General features: G+C 31.9%; 21 protein-coding genes and 1 pseudogene. 19 read left to right on the top strand and 3 right to left on the bottom strand.

Going from position 1 to position 21190, the window contains the following annotated elements:
- Positions 1 to 426 precede the first annotated feature (426 nt).
- The 8 genes and pseudogenes from MHH85_RS08325 (at position 427) to MHH85_RS08360 (ending at position 6681) form a co-directional block, all read left to right on the top strand.
- Positions 427 to 1113, top strand: a complete 687-nt coding sequence (locus MHH85_RS08325; RefSeq protein ID WP_340706650.1) for a response regulator transcription factor — start codon at positions 427 to 429, stop codon at positions 1111 to 1113.
- Complete coding sequence (locus tag MHH85_RS08330) at positions 1110 to 2198, top strand: sensor histidine kinase (protein ID WP_340706651.1); 1089 nt, start codon at positions 1110 to 1112, stop codon at positions 2196 to 2198. The genes MHH85_RS08325 and MHH85_RS08330 overlap by 4 nt, the downstream gene beginning before the upstream one ends.
- A gap of 220 nt (positions 2199 to 2418) precedes the next feature.
- A complete protein-coding gene (locus MHH85_RS08335; RefSeq protein ID WP_340706652.1) occupies positions 2419 to 3072 on the top strand; it encodes a TVP38/TMEM64 family protein in 654 nt (217 codons plus the stop codon).
- Between the two features lie 752 nt (positions 3073 to 3824).
- Positions 3825 to 4409, top strand: a complete 585-nt coding sequence (locus MHH85_RS08340; protein ID WP_340706653.1) for a class I SAM-dependent methyltransferase — start codon at positions 3825 to 3827, stop codon at positions 4407 to 4409.
- Positions 4410 to 4511: 102 nt separating this feature from the next.
- Positions 4512 to 4685: pseudogene (locus MHH85_RS08345) on the top strand (hypothetical protein); the annotation flags it as partial.
- 359 nt (positions 4686 to 5044) lie between these two features.
- The gene (locus MHH85_RS08350) at positions 5045 to 5497 is read left to right on the top strand and encodes a MarR family winged helix-turn-helix transcriptional regulator (protein WP_340706654.1); all 453 of its coding nucleotides are present in this window, start codon (positions 5045 to 5047) and stop codon (positions 5495 to 5497) included.
- Between the two features lie 27 nt (positions 5498 to 5524).
- Positions 5525 to 6043: a GNAT family N-acetyltransferase gene (locus MHH85_RS08355; RefSeq protein ID WP_340706655.1), complete on the top strand. Its 519-nt coding sequence runs from the start codon at positions 5525 to 5527 to the stop codon at positions 6041 to 6043.
- A gap of 20 nt (positions 6044 to 6063) precedes the next feature.
- Positions 6064 to 6681 (top strand): FMN-binding negative transcriptional regulator, encoded by a 618-nt coding sequence (locus MHH85_RS08360; protein WP_340706656.1) that lies wholly within the window; start codon positions 6064 to 6066, stop codon positions 6679 to 6681.
- Positions 6682 to 7032: 351 nt separating this feature from the next.
- Here the strand turns inward: MHH85_RS08360 and MHH85_RS08365 are convergent, their stop codons facing one another.
- The gene (locus MHH85_RS08365; RefSeq protein ID WP_340706657.1) at positions 7033 to 7539 is read right to left on the bottom strand and encodes a DUF3231 family protein; all 507 of its coding nucleotides are present in this window, start codon (positions 7537 to 7539) and stop codon (positions 7033 to 7035) included.
- Between the two features lie 170 nt (positions 7540 to 7709).
- Between MHH85_RS08365 and MHH85_RS08370 the strand changes: the two genes are divergently transcribed.
- The 3 genes from MHH85_RS08370 (at position 7710) to MHH85_RS08380 (ending at position 9994) form a co-directional block, all read left to right on the top strand.
- Positions 7710 to 7841 (top strand): hypothetical protein, encoded by a 132-nt coding sequence (locus tag MHH85_RS08370; RefSeq protein WP_340706658.1) that lies wholly within the window; start codon positions 7710 to 7712, stop codon positions 7839 to 7841.
- Between the two features lie 919 nt (positions 7842 to 8760).
- Positions 8761 to 9093 (top strand): hypothetical protein, encoded by a 333-nt coding sequence (locus MHH85_RS08375; protein ID WP_340706659.1) that lies wholly within the window; start codon positions 8761 to 8763, stop codon positions 9091 to 9093.
- A 139-nt stretch (positions 9094 to 9232) separates the two neighbouring features.
- Positions 9233 to 9994 (top strand): alpha/beta fold hydrolase, encoded by a 762-nt coding sequence (locus MHH85_RS08380; RefSeq protein ID WP_340706660.1) that lies wholly within the window; start codon positions 9233 to 9235, stop codon positions 9992 to 9994.
- A gap of 567 nt (positions 9995 to 10561) precedes the next feature.
- Here MHH85_RS08380 and MHH85_RS08385 read toward each other — a convergent pair.
- Complete coding sequence (locus tag MHH85_RS08385; protein ID WP_340706661.1) at positions 10562 to 11485, bottom strand: Gfo/Idh/MocA family protein; 924 nt, start codon at positions 11483 to 11485, stop codon at positions 10562 to 10564.
- A 1194-nt stretch (positions 11486 to 12679) separates the two neighbouring features.
- Here MHH85_RS08385 and MHH85_RS08390 point away from each other — a divergent pair.
- The 8 genes from MHH85_RS08390 (at position 12680) to tsaA (ending at position 19677) form a co-directional block, all read left to right on the top strand.
- Positions 12680 to 13753: a phosphotransferase enzyme family protein gene (locus MHH85_RS08390; protein WP_340706662.1), complete on the top strand. Its 1074-nt coding sequence runs from the start codon at positions 12680 to 12682 to the stop codon at positions 13751 to 13753.
- 726 nt (positions 13754 to 14479) lie between these two features.
- On the top strand, positions 14480 to 14872 hold the full coding sequence (locus MHH85_RS08395; RefSeq protein WP_340706663.1) for a hypothetical protein: 393 nt from the start codon (positions 14480 to 14482) through the stop codon (positions 14870 to 14872).
- A 317-nt stretch (positions 14873 to 15189) separates the two neighbouring features.
- Positions 15190 to 15750 (top strand): GNAT family N-acetyltransferase, encoded by a 561-nt coding sequence (locus MHH85_RS08400; protein WP_340706664.1) that lies wholly within the window; start codon positions 15190 to 15192, stop codon positions 15748 to 15750.
- Between the two features lie 344 nt (positions 15751 to 16094).
- Positions 16095 to 16580 (top strand): DUF2975 domain-containing protein, encoded by a 486-nt coding sequence (locus MHH85_RS08405; protein ID WP_340706665.1) that lies wholly within the window; start codon positions 16095 to 16097, stop codon positions 16578 to 16580.
- 10 nt (positions 16581 to 16590) lie between these two features.
- Complete coding sequence (locus MHH85_RS08410) at positions 16591 to 17070, top strand: DUF2975 domain-containing protein (protein WP_340706666.1); 480 nt, start codon at positions 16591 to 16593, stop codon at positions 17068 to 17070.
- A gap of 10 nt (positions 17071 to 17080) precedes the next feature.
- Positions 17081 to 17299, top strand: a complete 219-nt coding sequence (locus MHH85_RS08415; RefSeq protein WP_193739768.1) for a helix-turn-helix domain-containing protein — start codon at positions 17081 to 17083, stop codon at positions 17297 to 17299.
- Positions 17300 to 18043: 744 nt separating this feature from the next.
- A complete protein-coding gene (locus MHH85_RS08420; protein WP_340706667.1) occupies positions 18044 to 19078 on the top strand; it encodes a S66 family peptidase in 1035 nt (344 codons plus the stop codon).
- Between the two features lie 134 nt (positions 19079 to 19212).
- The gene (gene tsaA / locus MHH85_RS08425; RefSeq protein WP_193739765.1) at positions 19213 to 19677 is read left to right on the top strand and encodes a tRNA (N6-threonylcarbamoyladenosine(37)-N6)-methyltransferase TrmO; all 465 of its coding nucleotides are present in this window, start codon (positions 19213 to 19215) and stop codon (positions 19675 to 19677) included.
- Positions 19678 to 20289: 612 nt separating this feature from the next.
- Here tsaA and MHH85_RS08430 read toward each other — a convergent pair.
- Positions 20290 to 21048: an NAD-dependent epimerase/dehydratase family protein gene (locus MHH85_RS08430; protein WP_340706668.1), complete on the bottom strand. Its 759-nt coding sequence runs from the start codon at positions 21046 to 21048 to the stop codon at positions 20290 to 20292.
- Positions 21049 to 21190: the final 142 nt, after the last annotated feature.

Consider the following 21190-nt stretch of genomic DNA (forward strand, 5'->3'; position numbering starts at 1 on the left):
GCCTCAAAATGAAAATTGTATTCCTTACTCAACTACCATGAAATAACTGCTTAGGTGGCTTTTTTCTTATTGTATAAAAGCAGCTTAAACTAACGGAAGCTTTACTTGAAGATCATTGAGTTGCATATGCAGCTCTTTTTTTCTTTATTGAACTAACGGGGCAGGTTAGTTTAATAAGGATTTTTTTGTGTTAAAAACTCAAGAATTCTTAAGGATTCTTAAGGAATTTGAATATATCTTCTTAAGGTTTGAATTATAAAGTATCATTATTAATTCAAACCAATGAGGTGATTACTTTCCAATACACAAAATAGAAAAGGAATTAATTAACACGCTTTCACCCATAATAGTTATAAAGAGGAATCCAGGAATTACCTCATATCTACATCTTTAGTTGTGATAAGTTAAAAAATATGGAGGGATTTTATGAGGTCGAGGATACTAATTGTTGATGACGATAAAGATATAAGAAACCTTATTTCAGTTTATTTAGAAAATGAAGGGATGCAAACTCAAAAAGCTGAAGATGCTATTGAAGCTATGAAAATGTTAGAGAAAAATGAGTATGATCTTATTATTTTAGACATTATGATGCCAAAATTGGATGGAATTCAAGCTTGCATGAAGATTAGAGAGGAACGTAACATGCCTATTATCATGCTTTCTGCAAAATCAGAAGATATGGATAAAATCCAAGGCCTTACTGCTGGTGCCGATGATTATTTATCTAAACCCTTTAATCCATTAGAGCTAATTGCCAGGGTTAAATCTCAGTTAAGAAGATATAAAAAGTACAATACCGATTCAAATATTGATAAAAATGTAATTGAAATAGGTGATTTAATTGTAAATACAGATACACGCCAAGTTTGGGTGCAAAGTAAAGAAGTTAGGTTGACTCCAAAAGAATTCGATATACTAGAACTTCTTGCCCGAAACAAAGGGATTGTTTTAAGTGTCGAAAAAATATATGAAACCGTTTGGAAGGAAAACTTTTTTAAATCGGATAATACAGTGATGGTACACATTACAAAAATTAGAGATAAAATTGAAGTGAATCCTAAACAACCAATTTACATTAAAACGATTTGGGGTGTAGGGTATAAAATATGAAAAAAATAAAGTTTAAGAATAAATTAACTGTAAAGCTCTTAATGACAATCGCAATTAGTTTTTTTGTAACGGTTTTTTTATTCCTTATTTTTTCTCAATTATTTCTTCAGATAGTTGGAGCAAATTATTTTATTGAGATAAGTGAACAAAAAGGTGTTTTATGGGGTTATTTAATTTTTTCACTTATTATTTTGAATTTTATTGTTGTTTTTTTGTTATTGGTAAGAAAAAAATTAATATATTTGAAACATATCTCCGAAAGTGTTAACTATATTGCTAATGGGAACTTAGGTTTAACAATTGATATAAAAGGTCAGGACGAATTAGCACAACTAGCTCAGAACATTAATTATATGTCAAAGGAATTAGAAAATAAATTTGTACATGAAAGACAATTAGAGAAGACTAAAAATGAACTTATTACGAATGTATCACATGATTTGCGGACACCATTAACATCAATTATTGGCTATCTAAATTTAATAAAAAATGAGCAATATGAAAATAAAGATCAATTTCAGGAATACTTTGAAACGATTTTTTCAAAATCACAAAGACTCAAATCCTTAATTGATGAACTATTTGAATTTTCCCGTTTATCAAGCCCAGATGTTATGTTAAATCTTACTAAAGTTGACCTACCAAGTTTATTTCAGCAAATAGTTGGAGAATATATTCCAATATTTGAGGAAGAACAATTAAATGTTCGAAACTCAATAACAAATGAAGACATACCTGTTCTAATAGATATAGAAAAAATGGTTCGTGTTTACGAAAATCTCTTTATGAATGCAATAAAATACAGCACGAAACCTTCTGATTTAACGATATCCTTAAAATCTAAAGGTAATACCGCAATTTTAAAAATATCAAACAGAGTGGATAAATCTCCCGCAGAAGATGTAAATACATTGTTTGAACGTTTTGTTAGGGGAGATAAGTCAAGAGTGGACGCACAAGGGACTGGTCTTGGGCTTTCAATTTCCAAAAGAATCGTTGATCTTCACAAAGGAGATATTCGCGCTGAATACAAGGATGGATGTATAACCTTTATAGTTGAACATCATGTACTAAAAAAAATATAGGAAAAATTGTTAGAGGCATATGGGGAAACCTTTCTCTAAATAGATGACGGAAACTCGATATACTTCAATTTTTTAAAATATTTTTTACAGTAAGAATTGTAATAGGGTGTCCTTATATAATATATGAATATCTTAAGAATCCTTAATGATTTTTAGATGTATTTCTTAATTTTAATTGATTATCATTTATACATCGAAAATATTAAGGAGAGTGAAGAAGTTGAAAAAGAAACTTATCTTTATTGTGATTTGGTTCTTATTCGCTTATACATTAAAGCATTTTAATTTTCTTTCACTTGATTTTAATACAGTTAAAGAATTTTTTATTGTTAATAAAAACTATGCATTCTTATTGTTTATAGCTCTATGGATAGTGAGACTTTTATTCTTTATCCCAGGTACTACTCTTATGATTTTAAGTGGAATATGCTTTGGTCCCATCGAAAGTTTATTATTATCAACAGTAGGACAAATATTGAGTGGAACTTTGGTTTATCTATTTTCTAGAAGTTTTACTGATAATAAAGTAAAACGTTTTTTGGATAATCAATATCCAGCGTTTAATGATTTGTTGGCAACTTACAATTATAAGTTTTTAGCATTAGGAATGATTTGTCCGATAGCTCCAACCGATATCATCTGTTTCTTATCAGCTTCAGTAGGTATAAAATATTCAACCTATATTTTAACAATAATTATTGCAAATATCCCACTAAGAATGTTGTATAGTTTTGTTGGTATTAGTGTTCTTGAATCTAAAATGGGTATGGCCATCGTTATAATCACATTTGTATTGGTAGCCACCATATCAATAAAAGTTTGGACTACGCTTAAACAAAAGCCAGAACAAAAGAATTGTAGAAATTCATGTTGAATATAAGGATGGCTGGATAACCTTTATTGTTAAAATCCCCTTACAGAAAAAAGGCTTATGGAACATAAAATTCCAATAAGTCTTTTTATATACTTAAGAATCTTTAAGGATTTAAAACACTTTTCTTAAGTTTTGTCTCTCAATCTGAATTTAAAAAAGGATAGTATACTAAATGAAAATTTATAAATTTATATTATAGAACATTAAAAAGAGAATACAGATTGTGTAATGATACGACTTTTTGCTTTATGAGGAACATAAATTAATTTTTAGCTGGAGGTTTTATGGTTTTATGCAAAAATATATACAGCTGATATTAGCTGTAATAATTATAGTATTACTTATCATTAGTTTAACAAAACTTCTTTCCTATTCTATTTCAATTCCAGTCATGATTATGGTAGTCATTATATTAGATTTTCTCAACAACTATGAATTTTACAAATCTAAATAGATTTGTAGATAAAATAGAACTAAAAGTAATATTCGATAAATTTTCTAAAAAAAATTGATTAAGTGTCTGTGAAGAACTAATTTAAAATCGATTTAACTCACGGTTCCATATTGTATTAAGGAGCATGTTTTTAGTGATAAAATCATGCTCTCTTTTATTAGAAGTATAAGGAAAAGTGAAATGTACTAGGTATTTACCAATCAAAAGAATGTTAAGAATTCTTAAGGATTTTCATGATAACATTTTAAGGTTTCCACTTTAAAGTAAAGTTATCAAATTACCTATGAGGTGTATTATCATGAAAATTCCGTCTTTTGTTTATCAATACCTAATAAATCCGAGAACAGTAGGAGCGCTTCTCCCTAGTTCAAAATATCTTAGTGAGAAAATGTTGGAAGAAATCGATTTTGAGAAAGCAGATTATATTGTAGAATACGGTCCAGGGACAGGGGTCTTTACTAGAAAAATCCTTAAAAGAAGGAAACAAAAAACCATAGTCGTATTAATTGAAAATAATAAAAAGTTTTATAAACTGTTAAAAGAAAGATTTATCCAAGAGAAAAATTTAATCATTATACACGGTTCTGCTGAGAAGATTGGAAAATTTGTGAATGATTATCAAATTCCTTATGTAGACTATGTGATTTCTGGATTACCATTTGCTAGTTTGCCTCAAAAAGTTTCAACTAATATATTAGCTAATACAGTAAAAGTTTTAGAAGAAGATGGACTGTTTGTAACTTTTCAATATACTAAGATCAAAATATCATTTTTAAAACATTTTTTTCCTAATATAAATATAAAAAAAGAAATTAGAAATATTCCCCCAGCTTATGTATTTAATTGTATGAAAAGTAATGGGGATGGGAGGTTTAAAATTTAAATCAAAATTACGATAATATAAGATGATAAAGATAAGTGAGGGTCTCCATTTTCTATGAAAAACGGAGAATGCCTATTATTATGATTACTGAAGAATTGGAAAGAGGTTATACGTCATGTCATTGTCCACGAAATCCATCATATTGGTCAGTTATCTATATGGGTACGGGAACCTGCTTCCTCAAACCTTAGAGAAAGAGGACTATTCGACAATCTTTATTTATTCTCAGTATATTTTCAGGTATCGTTAACGCAATCATTACAATTTCCGTATTAATATATTTATACTCTTTTTTATAAGTAATTTAAAATGCGTTTTGTATATATCAGGGTAGTCTATATATAAAGTACAAGTAATTGGTTTATAAGGATATAGTATTCTCAGTGATTGTTATATTAACGGCAACAAATTGGATATTTATGTTAATTTTGAAGTAATGTACTTAAACAAACGGGTTCTTTAGTAGAAGAACTTTGAGCTGTTCAGACAGCTCTTTTTTTATTCAACTAAAGGGGCAGGATAGTTGAACAAGGAATTATTGTACTGAACCGGAAAAACTAAGCCTAAAACTTTATTCGACCTCTTTATCGTAATTTTTTTTATTGCATTTGCAATAAAATATAAACGAGTTAATTATGAAGGAAATTCTTCGTGAGATTGGAATGATTGCAAGGGCATTAGATTCTATAAGTAATATAGAATTTAAAGGATATGACCTTACAAAAGGACAGTATTTGTACCTTGTTCGAATATGTGAAAACCCAGGGATCATACAAGAGAAGTTAGCAGGGATGATAAAAGGAGATCGAATAACAGCCTCTCGTGCTATAAAAAAACTCGAGATTAATGGATTTATTGAAAAGAAAGAAGATGAACATAATAAAAAAATAAAAAGACTTTTTCCAACAGACAAAGGGAAAATAGTTTTTCCAATAATAAAGAGAGAAAATGATTATTCGAATAGAATCGCATTAACGGGATTTTCCGAAAGAGAAGCAGAAACCATTTTTCATCTTATTAAAAAGATTCGAAAAAATATAGAAATTGACTGGGAATTTGTGAAAAAAGGAAACAAGAGAAATTATTGAATTTATATAAGGGAGCTGTATATTAAAATGACTGCAAAAATAATAAAGTGCAATCGTGAGGATTTACAATTACTCCGAGAAATAAGTATTGAAACATTCAATGATACATTTAGAAATCAGAATTCCGCTGAAAATATGAAAGCCTATTTGGAAAGAGCATTCAACTCTGAACAACTAGAAAAGGAATTAACCAATATCTCTTCGGGATTCTATTTCATCTACTTCAATGATGAAATTGCTGGATATTTAAAGGTAAATATAAATGATGCCCAATCAGAAAAAATGGGTGATGAGTCACTCGAAATTGAGAGAATATATATAAGAAATAAATTTCAAAGAAAAGGTTTTGGAGAATATCTAATAAATACAGCGGTGGAAATAGCCGAAGAACAAAACAAAAAAAATATCTGGCTCGGAGTTTGGGAGAAGAATGAGAACGCAATTTGCTTTTATAAAAAAATAGGTTTTGTCCAAACTGGAGCTCACTCTTTTTATATGGGTAATGAAGAACAAATTGATGTAATAATGACAAAAACACTCATATAACTTTATAAAGGAGGTTTATTATGTATATTCCTAAATACTATAAGGTAACTGATGTTGGTGAAATTCGGGATTTTATTCAAACGAACTCTTTTGGTACGCTTGTGTCAACAAAGCAAGGAACACCAATTGCCACTCATTTACCCTTTGTATTAAATAAAAAAAGCGATGATTACTATATTACCGGACATATGGCATATGGGAATCCTCAGTGGAGAACATTTGAAACCTGTGGAGATGTGCTTGTTATGTTTCAGGGACCGAATGCCTATATTTCTTCTTCCTGGTATGAGCGCGAAAATGTTCCGACATGGAATTATCAAGCTATCCATATCTATGGAAAAGCAAGTATTTTAGAAAAAGATGAATTAATAGAAGAATTAACAGTAATGTTAGAAAAATATGAAAAACATCGAGAGAATCCAATCTTATGGGACAAACTTTCTCCAGAACTTTTAGAAAAGGAACTTAAAGGAATTGTTGGATTTAACATTAAGGTGGAAGAAATTCAGGCTGCATATAAATTAAGTCAGAACCGTAATGAAATCGATTATGCAAACATCGTTGATAAATTACAAAATGAAGAAACTCCGAATTCGAAACAAATGGCAGAATTGATGGGAAAGAGATTAAATAAATAATTATAGCTCAACTTTTATTCAACCTCAGCTACAAGAATTAAAGAACGGAACTGAGCTGTGATAAGGGTTGTTTTCCTTCAGATTGTGAAATATTGCATTTAAACTACCGGAAGCTTTACTTGAAGATCATTGAGTTGCATATGCAGCTCTTTTTTCTTATTCAACTAACGGGCAGTTTACTTGAATAAGGACAGTACGAGTAGATATAGGTAAAATAATACAAAAAATTAATTAAGGGCGATTTATATGTACTTAAGTTAAGCTGGAACCTTAAACAAGAATAACAAAACAAAAGGGACCTTCTAATTGGTCCCTTTACCATTCAAAATACAGTTACGTTATTTTACGTTATTATTCTGGCACATCTGTGTGAAGAGGTGGTGGAACAATCCATCCTTTTTCTTTGTTAAGTTTTAATAGTTTCGCTCCAAATAGTGCCCATTCTGTATGGAATTTACCGAACATCCTTGCAATATCTTCACGTAAACATTGCCCCATTACTTGGCTACATGACACTAAACCTTGTCCAACATTTACAGCAACTGTTGCACTAATTTCTATATCCTCAAATCTTGCACCAACAGGAATATCTTCAGTCGTTGCTTTCGGGCGACTTGGTAATGCAGGTGGAGGAACAATACCGTTATTTTTTAATAGCTCCACAACCTCTTTATTATGTGATTGCATCATTTCTATAACTTGTGTGAGTAGCTTTTTAAGGTCTTTATCTCCAACATGATTAACAAATGTCTCATATCCACTTATTAGTCCATTGTTTGCTGCAACAAATGACCAAGAACCCATTACTTCACCATAATGCATAGGATCTTTTTTTGGATTATTATCCATAACGCCCATTAATCAACACACTCCCTAATATATTATTTATTCCTTCATATTTTGTATTAAAAATGATTATTAATACATTAAATAATTTAACAATTTTATAAAAGGATTTTTTTGTATATAAAAGAGAGGTTCAAACAACATAAAAATGAATAAATAGGTGAATGAGTTTTTTTGCGACAATGAATTATTTTACTATGAGAATTATAAATATATCCCAGTTACGTCTTATTGAGCTAACGGGTGGTTTAGTGGAAGATGGTCGAGCTGTTCAGACGGCTCCTTTTCCTTATCCAACTAAAGGGGCAGGTTAGTTTAAGAAGAGTAACCATATACATAATATTAATATAGGATTATTTCAATTCGAAAAGGTGTTATATGTTGGAAAATAGGTTAATATTTAATTAGGTTAGTATTTTTTATTGATAATATCAAATTATGGATAAAAAGTAGAATGGAGTTGCAATAAATGATCATCAGACTGTTAGATGACATTGGTTTATACATAGCACCAATTTTGAGTATTGTTTTCTGTTTAAACTTAGTTAGTATTTTGAAATAGATAAACACGGATAAAAAAACTTCAATAAATACATTTTTGATGACAACATCATTTCTTTTAATTGTGTGGATTATTATAATCAGGACTATATTTAATTAATAATAAGTTTTAACCAAGCTTAAATAACTCTGCTGATAATGTTAGTTACGAGATGATATTCATTTGGAAGATCTTCAACTCACGAGTGCTTTAGTAGAAGATCTGAGCTGTTCAGGCAGCTCTTTTTTTAAAACTAACTGAGCAGTTTTGTTGAACAAGTACGTTATGGGAGTTTAATAATGTTGTCTATTTCTATATATAAAAGCATTTAAAAAATCAAAGGTGGTTTACAAGTTGAAGTGCAATCATTGTCAAAGTGAAATGGTTAAAGATTGTGGCGTTAATGTTGAAGGTGTTATGTATGGAATAAAAATATTTAAAAAGGTTAAAGGACTGTTCAACAAAGTGTCTGAAAAACCAAAAGCGTCTGTTTGTCCGAATTGCGGTTATGTTGCTTTCTATATAGACAATTATAAAAATTTGAATAGACGGATAATAATGTAAGTTTCTTATTGTACTAACGGGGCAGATTGCTTTAAGAGGAATAATGGTTGAGCTGTTGAGATTGGATTGGAATCGTATTAGCTCTATCTATATTTTGATTATCATTATAAAAAATATGAGGTGTACTTATGAAAAAATATATTTCGATTATTTTTGTTTTTTTATTGGTATTTATCGGGGTTTTTTGGTATTCAGAATATAAAAAAGTAGAAGATTTTAAAAATGAAGTTGTAGAATATTTAAATAAGAAAGGATTTACGCCTGAAGAATACTCTCCACCTAAATATGTTAAATATGAAGTTATGAAAGGACTTAAAGTAGATACCATAGAAATCATTTTCTACGAGGAAAGAAATTACACTTATTCTTATATGAGAACAGCAGATGGAATTGAGTTTGATCACGCAATAAATGAGGATACTGTTGAAAGAGATTATGATAAAGAAGAGCCTATTAAATAATGCTTCATAAAGGAATAAATTTCGCTAATCTTATTCAACAAACGGGTGCTTGACTTGAGTATCATTGAGCTACTTAATCAGCTCTTTTTTATTGTGGAAATAATAATGTAAAGCATATAATTTAAATGGGTGATTAAAAGTGACTATACAATATAAAAAAATAATCGATTACTATAATAGTCGTATACTGTTCCATAAATATCAACGTAAAAATACACCAAGCGTAATCTTTATTGCAGGGTTAGGCGATAGCCATGAAACATGGAAAAAAGTCCAAGACAGAATATCTGATGAAACGTCAACCTTGTCCTATGACAGGGCGGGTATTGGCAGGAGTCAAGACTTAGCAGTCCCACGAACTTGCTGTGATCTTGTCGAGGAGCTATCCGAATTGTTGCAAGCGCTTGACGTGGAGAAGCCTTATATATTGGTAGGACATTCCTTTGGTGGGTTGGTCGCCAGATTGTTTACCAGTCTTTATCCGATGGATATCTGTGGTTTGGTTTTAGTTGACGCTGCACCGGAATATAAAGAACTTGCCTATGAAAAGGCTCTACCAGAAAATCTACTTGCAGGAAATAGGGAATATTTTGAGAATCCTATGTTGAATAGTGAGAAGATTGATAAAATACAGAGTTATAAGCAAATTGTTGATCATTCAAGACAAAGTGACATCCCTCTTTCAATTATTACAAGAGGTTTACCCGATAATGGTGAAGAGGGATGGCCCTCTCAAGAAATATTAGAAATTGAACAAAGTCTACAAGCAGAATTCCAAAGGCTGTCTACCTCAAGTAAGTTCCGGATTGCTAGTCGTAGTGGACATTATGTACATCATGATGAGCCTGATATTGTGATAGAAGAGATTTTATTAATGATGTTAAAGGGGATGGGGAAATGAGCGATTAGTCAATACATTCGCACATTACGTTGGAGAAGAGATTGAGCAATTTAAAACAACCAACCAACGAATCTATGAATGTGTTTGCTATGAAAAATATTTGAATATCATATAGTACTTCTTCAACTAACGGGTGCTTTACTTGAAGATCAGCATATGCAGCTCTTTTTTTATTGAACTAACGGGGTAGGTTAGTTTAAGTAGTGGAGTTTATTTTATGTGGATTATTCAAAACGTAGGTAATCTAATTCTGCTTTTAGTTCTTCTACAGATTTTTAAGATGGAGTTTGTCATTTGGTTGGTTATTGACTGTTTTTACATAGATGGACATCTTTTTTCTTTTCTCCAAGGCTCGTCAATCCTTATGTAATTAAAGAGTTTTTTCAAAGCTATAGATTGGAATCGGCAGACAAATTAAATATCGCTGCCAATTTAAATGTGGAGGTCCCGTGTTCGTTCATACAGGCATGTAATACTTTGTATATGCCGTATTTTGGAAGTTGAAACACGAAACCATTCGATTCCCGATCAAAAATCTAATGTGGACTTCTAATAACAAGATAAAGTTTACTTAGTCACAGCTTCTATTAACTGAGTGACAAATAATTGAGATTTCAGACCTTCTAGTCCATCAATCAGTGGTTTCTCATCATTTTGAATACAGTCAATAAAATGTTGTACAGCATCTTCAAAACCTCTTTGCTTTAACGTAGTATCCCAAGGAGGAGAAAACGAAGTAGTTACGCTGTTTTTTGATGCAATTTCTAAAGTATTCATATTTTTAATACTTAAAATTGCTCCATCTGTTAATAGTTCAATTTTTTCAAGGTTAGTTCCCGCTTTTCGATGCATGTCTGTGAAAAAAGAAACACCTTCCTTGGATTTATAAGCATGTCCGGCATAGACAAGATAATTCTCACTACTTAGATTTACTGTTCCATGTAGTAAATCTAAATCCCCATTTGCTAACCATCTAGCTGTATCAACTACATGCAAGTAATCATCTAACATAGTAAAATCATAAGAGTAAGGACCCACGCTATCTGTTCTATGTTTTTCAATGCGGACTGATGAAATGTTTTGAGCTTCTTGTTTTGCTTGTACATACATAGGTGCAAAGCGTCGATTAAATCCAACCATAAGCTTTCTACCAGATTTTTCGCTTAGTTCTACTAATTTTTCAGCTTCAGCAACAGTTGCCGCTAATGGTTTATCTACATAAACATCTATTCCTTTAGTTAAAAGGGAAGATACTACTTCAAAATGTGAGCTAGTAGAACTGTGTACGAAAACAGCATCACACTCTGCAGCGAGTGTTTGTATACTATTAAAATCTTGAATACGATATTGATTGCAAATCATTTTTCGTTTATCTTTGCTTGGTGAAAAAGCACCTACAAATGACCAATCTGTTTCTCGAGAAAGAATCGGTAAATATGCTTTTTGCGCTATACTTCCTAACCCTATCATGCCAATACGTGGTTTTTTCATCTAATCATCCTTAAAATGGGAATTTTTGATAACAAAAATAGTATACAATGTTTTTGTGGTCTATACAACCAGAGTATTGTTATTTCCATTGTGGGTATTGGTTCTAAGGAATAGCTAATATTATTTAGATGTTTTATTGTACAATAGGGTGATTCTTCATTAGAAAAAATCGCTTTTTTATGTCACTAGAGAGGCTTATAGTTTATGTAGAAACATACTACAACTATGGGAGTTAATAAAGGAGTATTGAGTTGCATAGGCAGCTCATCATTCTTTATTGAACTAAAGGGGCAGGTTAGTTCAATAAGGTGTTTGTTATATCATTTAACAATAGAAATAGATGGACGAAGAAAAAGAAGTAATACAGTTTAATATTAGTTTTGGTGAACCGTACCATAAGCAAGTGTGATTTTTTAATATAAAAGACGAGTTAAGATTTCTCAACTCGTCTTTTGTGATTATTGGCAAATAAATTTTAGACATTCTTTAATATCATATATTTTCAATAAATTTGCCCCAGCAGTGTTGATATCATCTCTTATTAATTGTACTTGGAAGAATAAAGGTACGTCCGTTTGTCATTCGAACACCATCCGAGCGGACAGAGGCGAAAGCTACATCTTTGAACGACTACTAGCAACAAATAAACAGCTCATAAAAGAAGTCTCAGAATGAATGATTATCGAGATTGAATAAAGTAATATAGTTGCTAGATTGTTAAACAAACTGAACCGTACTTATCAATAATACGGAGAATCGTATCATGTAGATTTGAAATAAAGTTTGGCCGACTTGAAAAATGTTTAATTGTTTTAAAAAAAGATGTACCGCAATCTCTGATATTGTATTAAAGGGATGAATGTCTTTCTTAGTGAACTCTAAATATGGTAAAATGCTACTTAAGTGGTAGAGTTTTGAAATGTAAGGTTTAAAAGCAAATGTTAACTGTGCCATTCAGTCAACAGAAGGATTTTTCATTATGAGAGATCGCTTTTTCTATTGCAGATAACGGGGCAGTTTAGTGGAGTATGAAGTTTTTTTAGAAAGCTGTTGAATAAGTTAAAGCATGTAAACTTTTGAACAAAAGTGAAGGCGTTCTATGGGTGCTTTACTTTCGGCCAATGAGCCTTGAAATATAGCAATATAGACAAACACCCGCCTTGGGTGAAAATGAAGTCAGTTGGAGGAGATATAATGAATCAAAATGAAGTTGCTGAAATATACGAAGCTTATTTAAGTCCACTAGTATCAGAGTTGTACGGGTTGGAAGGCTATGAAACATGTCTAATTAATGGGCATGCCGGAGGGCGGAATGTCGTTTATAACTGTGAGAAAGAGGGCGCTAGTGCAAAAATACTGAGAATCGCCTATTTAAATGACAGGAGCCGAGAGGATTTGTTGGGCGAAGTTGAATATATCCAATATTTATTCGAGCATGGCGGTAGTGTCTCGAATGTGATCAGCTCCCGGAAGGAGAATCTATTGGAAGAGATCACTCATAATAATCACACCTTTTTTGTCTGCCTGTTCGAAAAGGCTAGGGGGAAAATGCTTGTAGAAAACCATTATCAGTATCGCAAAGGAGTTCCTATTACGGAATACTATTATAACTGCGGTAAAGTTCTCGGGAAGCTGCACCAATTGTCGAAAGGCTATGCTCCTGTTCATCGCCGATATAGTTTCTTTGATAAATACAATGTCGAGTATATCGATAATCTGATACCAGGCACGTTACCACTGCTTAAGGAGAAGATGGTAGAGCTTCTTAAAATCTTAGAAGGATTGGACAAGAACTCTGAGTCTTTCGGTATGGTACATTTTGATTACAATGATGGTAATTATATGATTGACTTTGATACCGGACAAATCACTGTATTTGATTTCGATAACTCTTGTTTCTGTTGGTATATGTATGACTTGGCGAATGTCTGGATGCTCGGTTTGGGCTGGATACAATTCGAACCAGATGCCGTTAAACGGCAAGACTTTATGGATGATTATTTCAAAACAGTACTCGAGGGATACACATCTGAGTCCCAAATCGAAGATTCGATGTTGAATAATTTGTCCTTATTTATTCAAATTACCCTCATGGAAAATATTATTGATGCATTTGAGGTAATGCGGAACAATGGTGAAGAACCGGAGTGTGATGAGGAGTTGTCGTATCTCATAAAATGTTTGGAGGACGATATTCCGTATAAAGGTTTTTTCCATGAAATTTACTCGTGTGAAGAACCCTTCGAGTGTGAGGAACGAAATATCTAATCCACCAATTTCCGAAGATGACGACGGTGTATCGTCATCTTCAAGTTTCTATTCTTGTTTGGCTACTTCCACATATAAAATTATTAACGACTTTCGGGAAGTGGTTGGAATATCGCAGTATTTTTTGTCAAATACCGGCACAAAAGATGGCGGAAGTGGTAAATTCTAATGGCATTAATCAGATGCAGTCATAGACGGTCTTATTTATGGGATACACCTAGCCGAATTAGTGCGGTTTTACTCATAGAACAATATCTACTCATAGAACAATAGCATGTTAGAATTTCTTATTGCTCTAAGTATACTTTTATAACCCACATGTAAATCGGTAAGTCAGTGGAAACCAAAAAGGAAATTTTAGTTTAGACTTTTTTGTCTTTGTACAAGAATTTTTTGAAATAGTAATTATTGTTTTGTATGTATTTTTTTACTGACGGGATGCTTTACTTCAAGCAGGAGTAAAGCTTCTTTTCTAATTGAACTAACGCAGCAGTTTAGTTGAACAAGATTACATTAGAATTTTGAAGTTTCACCAATATATAAAGGGTAGGTGTAGTTGATATTGCATTTGAGAATGTAGTTTATCCAGCATTTATAAAGAAAGAAGAAGAAATTTTCGGCATTCATTTCCCAACATTACTTCCAGATTACGGTTGGGAGGATTACTTAGTCTCAGGCTCATCGAAAAAGGAAGCCATTCAAAATGCAAAGAAGGCCTTAGCTTATTTGTTAGCTGGTGCTCTATATGATAATGAAGATTTACCAAATCAGGCACCCATTCCTACTAATCTTGTGACGGAAGAGATGGAACTTGTTTTTATTAAAACATCTTATAGCAATTATGCGAGGGAAATTGAGGAGCATTTACCTGGACGTCATTGGCATATCACTTTTAACAGGGATTGGGGAAGTGATTTTCAAGCAGTTGCATATAAGAATATGCAAGGGTTTTGGGATGTAAAGGTAGATGGTGATTTACCTATTGAACTGGAACAGGAGAAGTTGTTACAACTTTGTCCTAAATATCCTGTAATTTGTACAGTACGACGTCGAGTTGAGGCGGAAGAAGCGTTCGATAGTTTTATACTCAGAGTAAAAGAGTTGTACAAGCAATTATAAATATGAATCATATTGCTTCAAAAACATAAACGTAACAATTAGAGAACAAATATTGAGAAAACAAGTAATATCGGAGAAATTCTTAAAAGGGGACATATTGCCATAAAAGTACAGTCGTTTTATAAGATTGTGAAAAATTGTACTTAAACTAACGGGTGCTTTACTTGAAGATCAATGAGCTGCTTAGACAGTTCTTTTTTCTTATTGTACTAACGGGGCAGTTTAGTTGAAGAAAGGATTTACATTATTGAAAACTGATTCGAAAAATCACTGTAGTTTACTAAAAGAAGGATAGCTAAAGAAAGGATTTTTTATTTATGATAAAGAATGAAGAAAATTTGAAAATGAAAAAAGTCATAGAGTGCGAAATTGAAAATGAACTGTCTGAAAATATTCAAGAGTTATTGACTGAGAGTTTTCAGGGTATATATCCAAATAATAGGATTTATTTTAAACAAGTGCCACATTTTAGATACTTAGCTTTTAATGAGGAGAAACATCTTCTTGCACAGGTTGGGTTAGATTACCGAGTTATGAATCTTAATGGAGAACCTATAAAAGTATTAGGGATAATTGACTTATGTGTTTCAAAAGAATTCCGCTCAAAAGGAATAGCCTCACTTTTACTATCAGAAATTGATAAATATTGTGTAAAGAAGGATATTGAATTTTTGCTTTTATTTGCCGACAATAAGACATTATATTTAAAGAACGGCTTCAAAACAGTTAAAAACAAATGTAAATGGTTGAAAATTGATGATAGAAATCAAACTATTCTGGGCATAGGCTATGAAGAAATAAGTGAATTGATGATTAAGAAAATTAGTAAGAAGGAATGGACTGAAGGAGACTTAGATTTTCTAGGTTATCTCTATTAAATAAGAGGGCGTATCCAATTGAAATCAACATCTAATAGTTTATTAATACTCGATGGGTACAAACTGTGGATTAATTTTGTTCAACTAACGGGTGCTTTAGTAGAAGATCATTGAGTTGCATATGCAGCTCTTTTTTTCTTGGCTATTTTCTCAAAGATTGTTGATATTCAACTAAAAGGCAGTTTTGTTGGACAAGTTGTAATTTACTATTTTAAAGTAAGAGCATTTCTTTGTAATGAGAAATTCTTTTCATTGTGGATATAACATATAATAAAAAACGATATTAATTTATTGTGTAACGATAAAAAATATGTTAAATTAACTAAATCAGTGAGGTGCTTAAAATGAATGTTAAACAAAGTTCAACCACCTTTTTAAAGGTAATTATTTTTCTGATTGGAATTGCGTTGCTTGCTTTATGTATCTTTTGGTTGCCTAAGATAGCTATTAAAGATGCAAAGGTACATCCAGATACGACTTACTTCCTAATCCCTTTTTTAGTATGTGCATATGGATTCTGTATTACGTTTTCTGTTGCGTTGTGTCAAACATTTAAACTACTAACCTATATCGAAAAAAACAATGCTTTCTCTGAATTATCCCTTAAATCTTTGAAAGTTATAAAAAAATGTGCTTTTACAGTCATTTTTCTCATTCTGTTAGGAATAGTAAGCTTAAGGGTACTTGCTAAAGTCACTGGAGATGATCCAGCAGGTCCAATATCATTAAGTCTAATGGGTATTTTAGTGACAAGTATCGTTGCAACTTTTGTAAGTGTTCTACAAAAACCCATTAAAAATTTCCTAGAAAAAAATGAAATGAAAATGTGAGGTGTTTATTTTGAGAAAAGTCACAACATTGTTTTTAAAAATAGCTGTTTTTATTATAGGACTACCGGTTCTTGCTATATGTATATTTCTAGTGCCTCATATGGCGAATTTCGCAGCAAAATTGTATCCAAATATTGCCCTAATGAAATATCTCGTTTTCATCGTGATGTATGGAGCGGCTGTGCCTTTTTACTTTGCTCTCTATCAGGCTTTCAATCTTTTACGGTACATTGATGAGAACGCAGCGTTCTCGGAATTATCTGTAAAGGCGTTAAAGAACATAAAGTGCTGTGCAATTACAATCAGTGGTTTGTATGTATTAGGTATGCCGCTCTTTAGTTTTATAGCGAAGGAAGTTGACCCACCTATTGGATTAATGGGACTTATTATCATTTTTACTTCGTTGGTTATCGCCGTTTTTGCTGCTATCCTCCAACGACTTCTACAAGAAGCGATTAACATAAAATCAGAAAATGATTTGACGGTCTGAGGTGAATAACATGGCGATTATAATTAATATTGATGTGATGTTAGCAAAAAGAAAAATGAGCGTAACAGCACTTTCGGAGAGTGTTGGAATAACAATGGCTAACCTTTCTATATTGAAAAATGGAAAGGCAAAAGCGATTCGATTATCAACTTTAGAGGGGATTTGTAAGGCTTTAGAATGTCAGCCTGGAGATATTTTGGAGTACAAAAGCGACGAAGACACTCAATAAAAACAGACAACTAATTAATTTAACTAACGCGTAACGTTAGTTAAATTAACTTCCTTTTAAAAAGGCGGTTTTCTTTTGGGGCAAAAAACAACATTAAGATTTAACTTAGCCAAGGTCAGAAGGTTACAGAAGTAAATACAGAAAAGAACTTGCCTTTAGGGATGGCTTTTGAAACTGCTGGTTTAATTATTGAATTCCCTTGGAGGTTACAAGTTTCTAATGAAATTGTGATTGGTTATTCAGACTGCGTCCTAACACCTGAAATTTACTCACATAAAAATGTTGAAAAGATTCTAATGGTAACAAGAATAATGAATTTTTACATTTTGAAGTAATATCTGATTTAGTTGTGGAATTTGAAGGCAACTTTGATCTTGAGTTGTTCCACGACAGTAATTATTTTGAAGGATGGAAGTTACGAGTAGACAACGGATTTTCTTTCTTTACTTTACCAGGAGGTACTTATTCGGATTAAATGAATACCACTTCTTCTTCAACTAACGGGGGTTTTAATTGAAGAATTGTTTTGCGAGATATAAAAAACAGAGTTAATTTCTAAGCATTTTGCTAGATCAACTCTGTTTTTTGTTGTTCCTCACGATTTATTTTAGCAACAATCTATTACAAAACAGCCTTTTTCTATATAGACCTAACGGTGTAGGTTAGTTGAAGAAGGAATAATTCTCAGTAATGTAGAACCTATTAAATATAAATATTAAAATAACTATTCAAAGGATGAATTTTATGAAAATTAAATATCCGGCATCCCTAAAGCCAGACAGTTTAATAGGTGTAACTGCGCCCTCAAGTGGCGTCGAAGAGTCATTACATATTCTTGTGGATGAAGCAAAGCTACAAGTAGAGAAAAAAGGTTTTAAAGTTTTAATCGGCGAAACTGTACTAACACAACATAAAGGGAGAAGTGCCTCTAAAGAAAAAAGAGCAGAGGAACTAATGACTTTTTTTCAAGATGAAAGTATTAGCGTCATAATGCCTCCTTGGGGAGGTAGCTTTGCAATGGAAATCCTTCCAATTATAGATTGGAATAAACTAAAAGAATCGAAACCGAAATGGATATTAGGCTATTCAGATATCAGTACATTAAATTTTGTATATACTACAATAACAGGTCATGCATCTGCTCATGGAGTAAATTTCACTGAACTATCAGCTCCTGATTGGGATGGATTATCTAGTAAATGGATAGATGTACTTAGTTGTAATGAAAATGAAGAAATTACACAATATTCATCTGAAAAATATCAATCTAGTTGGGATAAAATGTACTCAAATCCTGCCAAAGGATTTTACCTCGATTCACAAACAAAATGGAAAACAATAAACAATGAAGATGAAGTGACATTTTCGGGTAGATTGATTGGAGGATGTGTAAGTACTTTACAAGTCTTGGTGGGGACTCCGTTCGATAATGTTAATAATTTTGTTAATCAATACTGTCATGATGAAGGTGTCATTTGGTATCTTGAAACTGTCGGGATGGATGCAGCAAAAATTTATAGGGCTTTATGGCAAATGCAACAAAATAATTGGTTTACAAATATTAAAGGCGTGCTTTTCGGACGGACGAGTGGATATAAAGATATAGGTGACTTCACACTAAACGATGCCTTGAAGGATGTTTTTGAAAGCTTTAATATCCCTGTTATTTTAGATGCTGATGTGGGGCATACACCTCCACAAAATATTTTGGTGAATGGTGCATATACGACAGTAAAATATAGTAATGGTAAGGGCTCTATCATAATGAAATATATTTAGATACAGAGAGGAAAATGGATGGTTTTTTGCTTATTGAACTAAAGGGGCAGTTTAGTTCAATAAGGGATCTGCTAATTAAAGGGAATTAAAGCTTTTTGTAAAATAAATATTAATAAGTTGGAGGATGGATAACTTTGCAAATTTCTATTTATCCAATAGCAATAGTAAATAATAATCGTAAAGCTATTGAAGATGATAATTGGGGTTCAATTATATCAACCATTGAACTTGCAGAAAATATAAATGAATCTTCTTTGAAAGGTATTAATGAATTCTCTCACTTAGAAATCGTTTTTTACTTTGATAAGGTTGCTGATGATAATATTCAATTTGAAGCAAGATATCCAAGGAACAATAAAGAATATCCTAAAGTTGGTATTTTTGCACAAAGAGGTAAAAATAGACCTAATAAGTTAGGCGTTACTATTGTAGAACTTTTGGAAATAAATAATAAAAAATTGATTGTTAAGGGATTAGATGCAATAGACGGAACTCCTATTATTGATATTAAACCAGTAATGAAAGAGTTTCTACCAAAAGGAGAAGTAAAGCAACCAAATTGGTCAACATCTTTAATGGAAAGATATTGGAACTCCTAACTGATGGGTACAATAGCTGAAGATCAGTGCTGTCATTTAGACGGTTTTTTCTTATGCTGCTATCGGCGCAGTTTAGTTGAATAAGAAAAATGAAAATTCCATTCTTTTTATGTCGCACTTGAAGAAAATGTGTAATAGAAAAACCTTACTCTGTTACGCAAGGTTAAATAACAATTATTTTTCAAGTTCATCTAATCGTTTCTTTAATTTTTTTATTCTATATTCACTGCCAACAGCAGTTCCAAATGCGGCTACAGCAAAACCAAAAGCAATATAAGCAAGAAAATCTTCCATCACAAAACCACCTAATATTTGTTAATTTAAATTTATAGCAAGTATCTTGACTAAACAAGATGCTTATTACACAGTACGAACAAAATGTGCAGTAGAAGAAAAGGTGCTTATTCAACTAACGGGGTACTTTAGCAGAACAGGGCTTCGTTTTACCCCTTTAGATATAATTGTCTAAAGGGGGTGTTTATTATGTTAAAAAAGAAAAGAGCATCTGTGGAAATTGGAATATTTTTCTATTATATAAACTGTAGCTATTGAAAATGGAACAAATAAAAGCTAAATAACAATAATATAATCTCTTTTCTAGATATGCCTTTATCAAGAATCAAAGAACTTAATACCACTTAGTACAAAAGCATCAGAACTTGGGTTATAACCAACTAAATTTCTTGTTCCTTCAATATCAATTCGTTTAAACCTGTTGTTAGATACACCATGTAAAATTGAAAATGGAGGTAAGTTCTTTGCCGTCATCGACTTTAAGAGAAGGTCCATAAAATCTTCTGGGCTTAAGTATGCACTCATATCTCTAGCAGTTAGTGGTTTACCATATGGATTATAATCATCATATGCTCCTATACGAATAGCAAGACTTTGTAACCCTTCTTCATAAGCAAAATAAGAAGCAACAGCCTCTGCAAAACACTTACTTACCCCGTACATATTTTTGGGTCTCGTGGGTGAATAAGCATGTGGTTGATAATCCAAAGGATAGCCTTCAATTGTTTGAGCACTCGAAGCAACTATCACTTTGGATACATTATTATCACTAGCAGCTCTAAAAATATTATAGGTTCCCTTTATATGATTTTCTAATAAGGAGCCATAAAAATCAGCATTTGGTGAAGGATTACCTGCCAAGTGTATAACTATATCTATACCTTTGGTAAATTCTTGACAAGCAGCTAAATCAGAAACATCTAAATATATGATTTCATGATTTGTATCTTTAAAAGTTTCTAAAGAAGATAAGTTAATATCTGCTAGCCGTAACTGGTAATTCCCTTGCGTATCTAGGAACCTTGTAACATCTTGGCCAATCTTACCTGCTGCACCAGTAACTAAAATTTTTTGCATTTCACTTCATCCTTCCATGAAAAATACATCCCTTGTCAAGGGTCATATAATAGAGCATGCACTTATTATAAGTTGGTTATGGCATTAAATAAAACGAAGAAATATAATGGAAACATGAATAAAATTCATAAGGAGGACCATA

The sequence above is a fragment of the Viridibacillus sp. FSL E2-0187 genome (assembly GCF_038006425.1).
Lineage (GTDB): Bacteria > Bacillota > Bacilli > Bacillales_A > Planococcaceae > Viridibacillus > Viridibacillus arvi.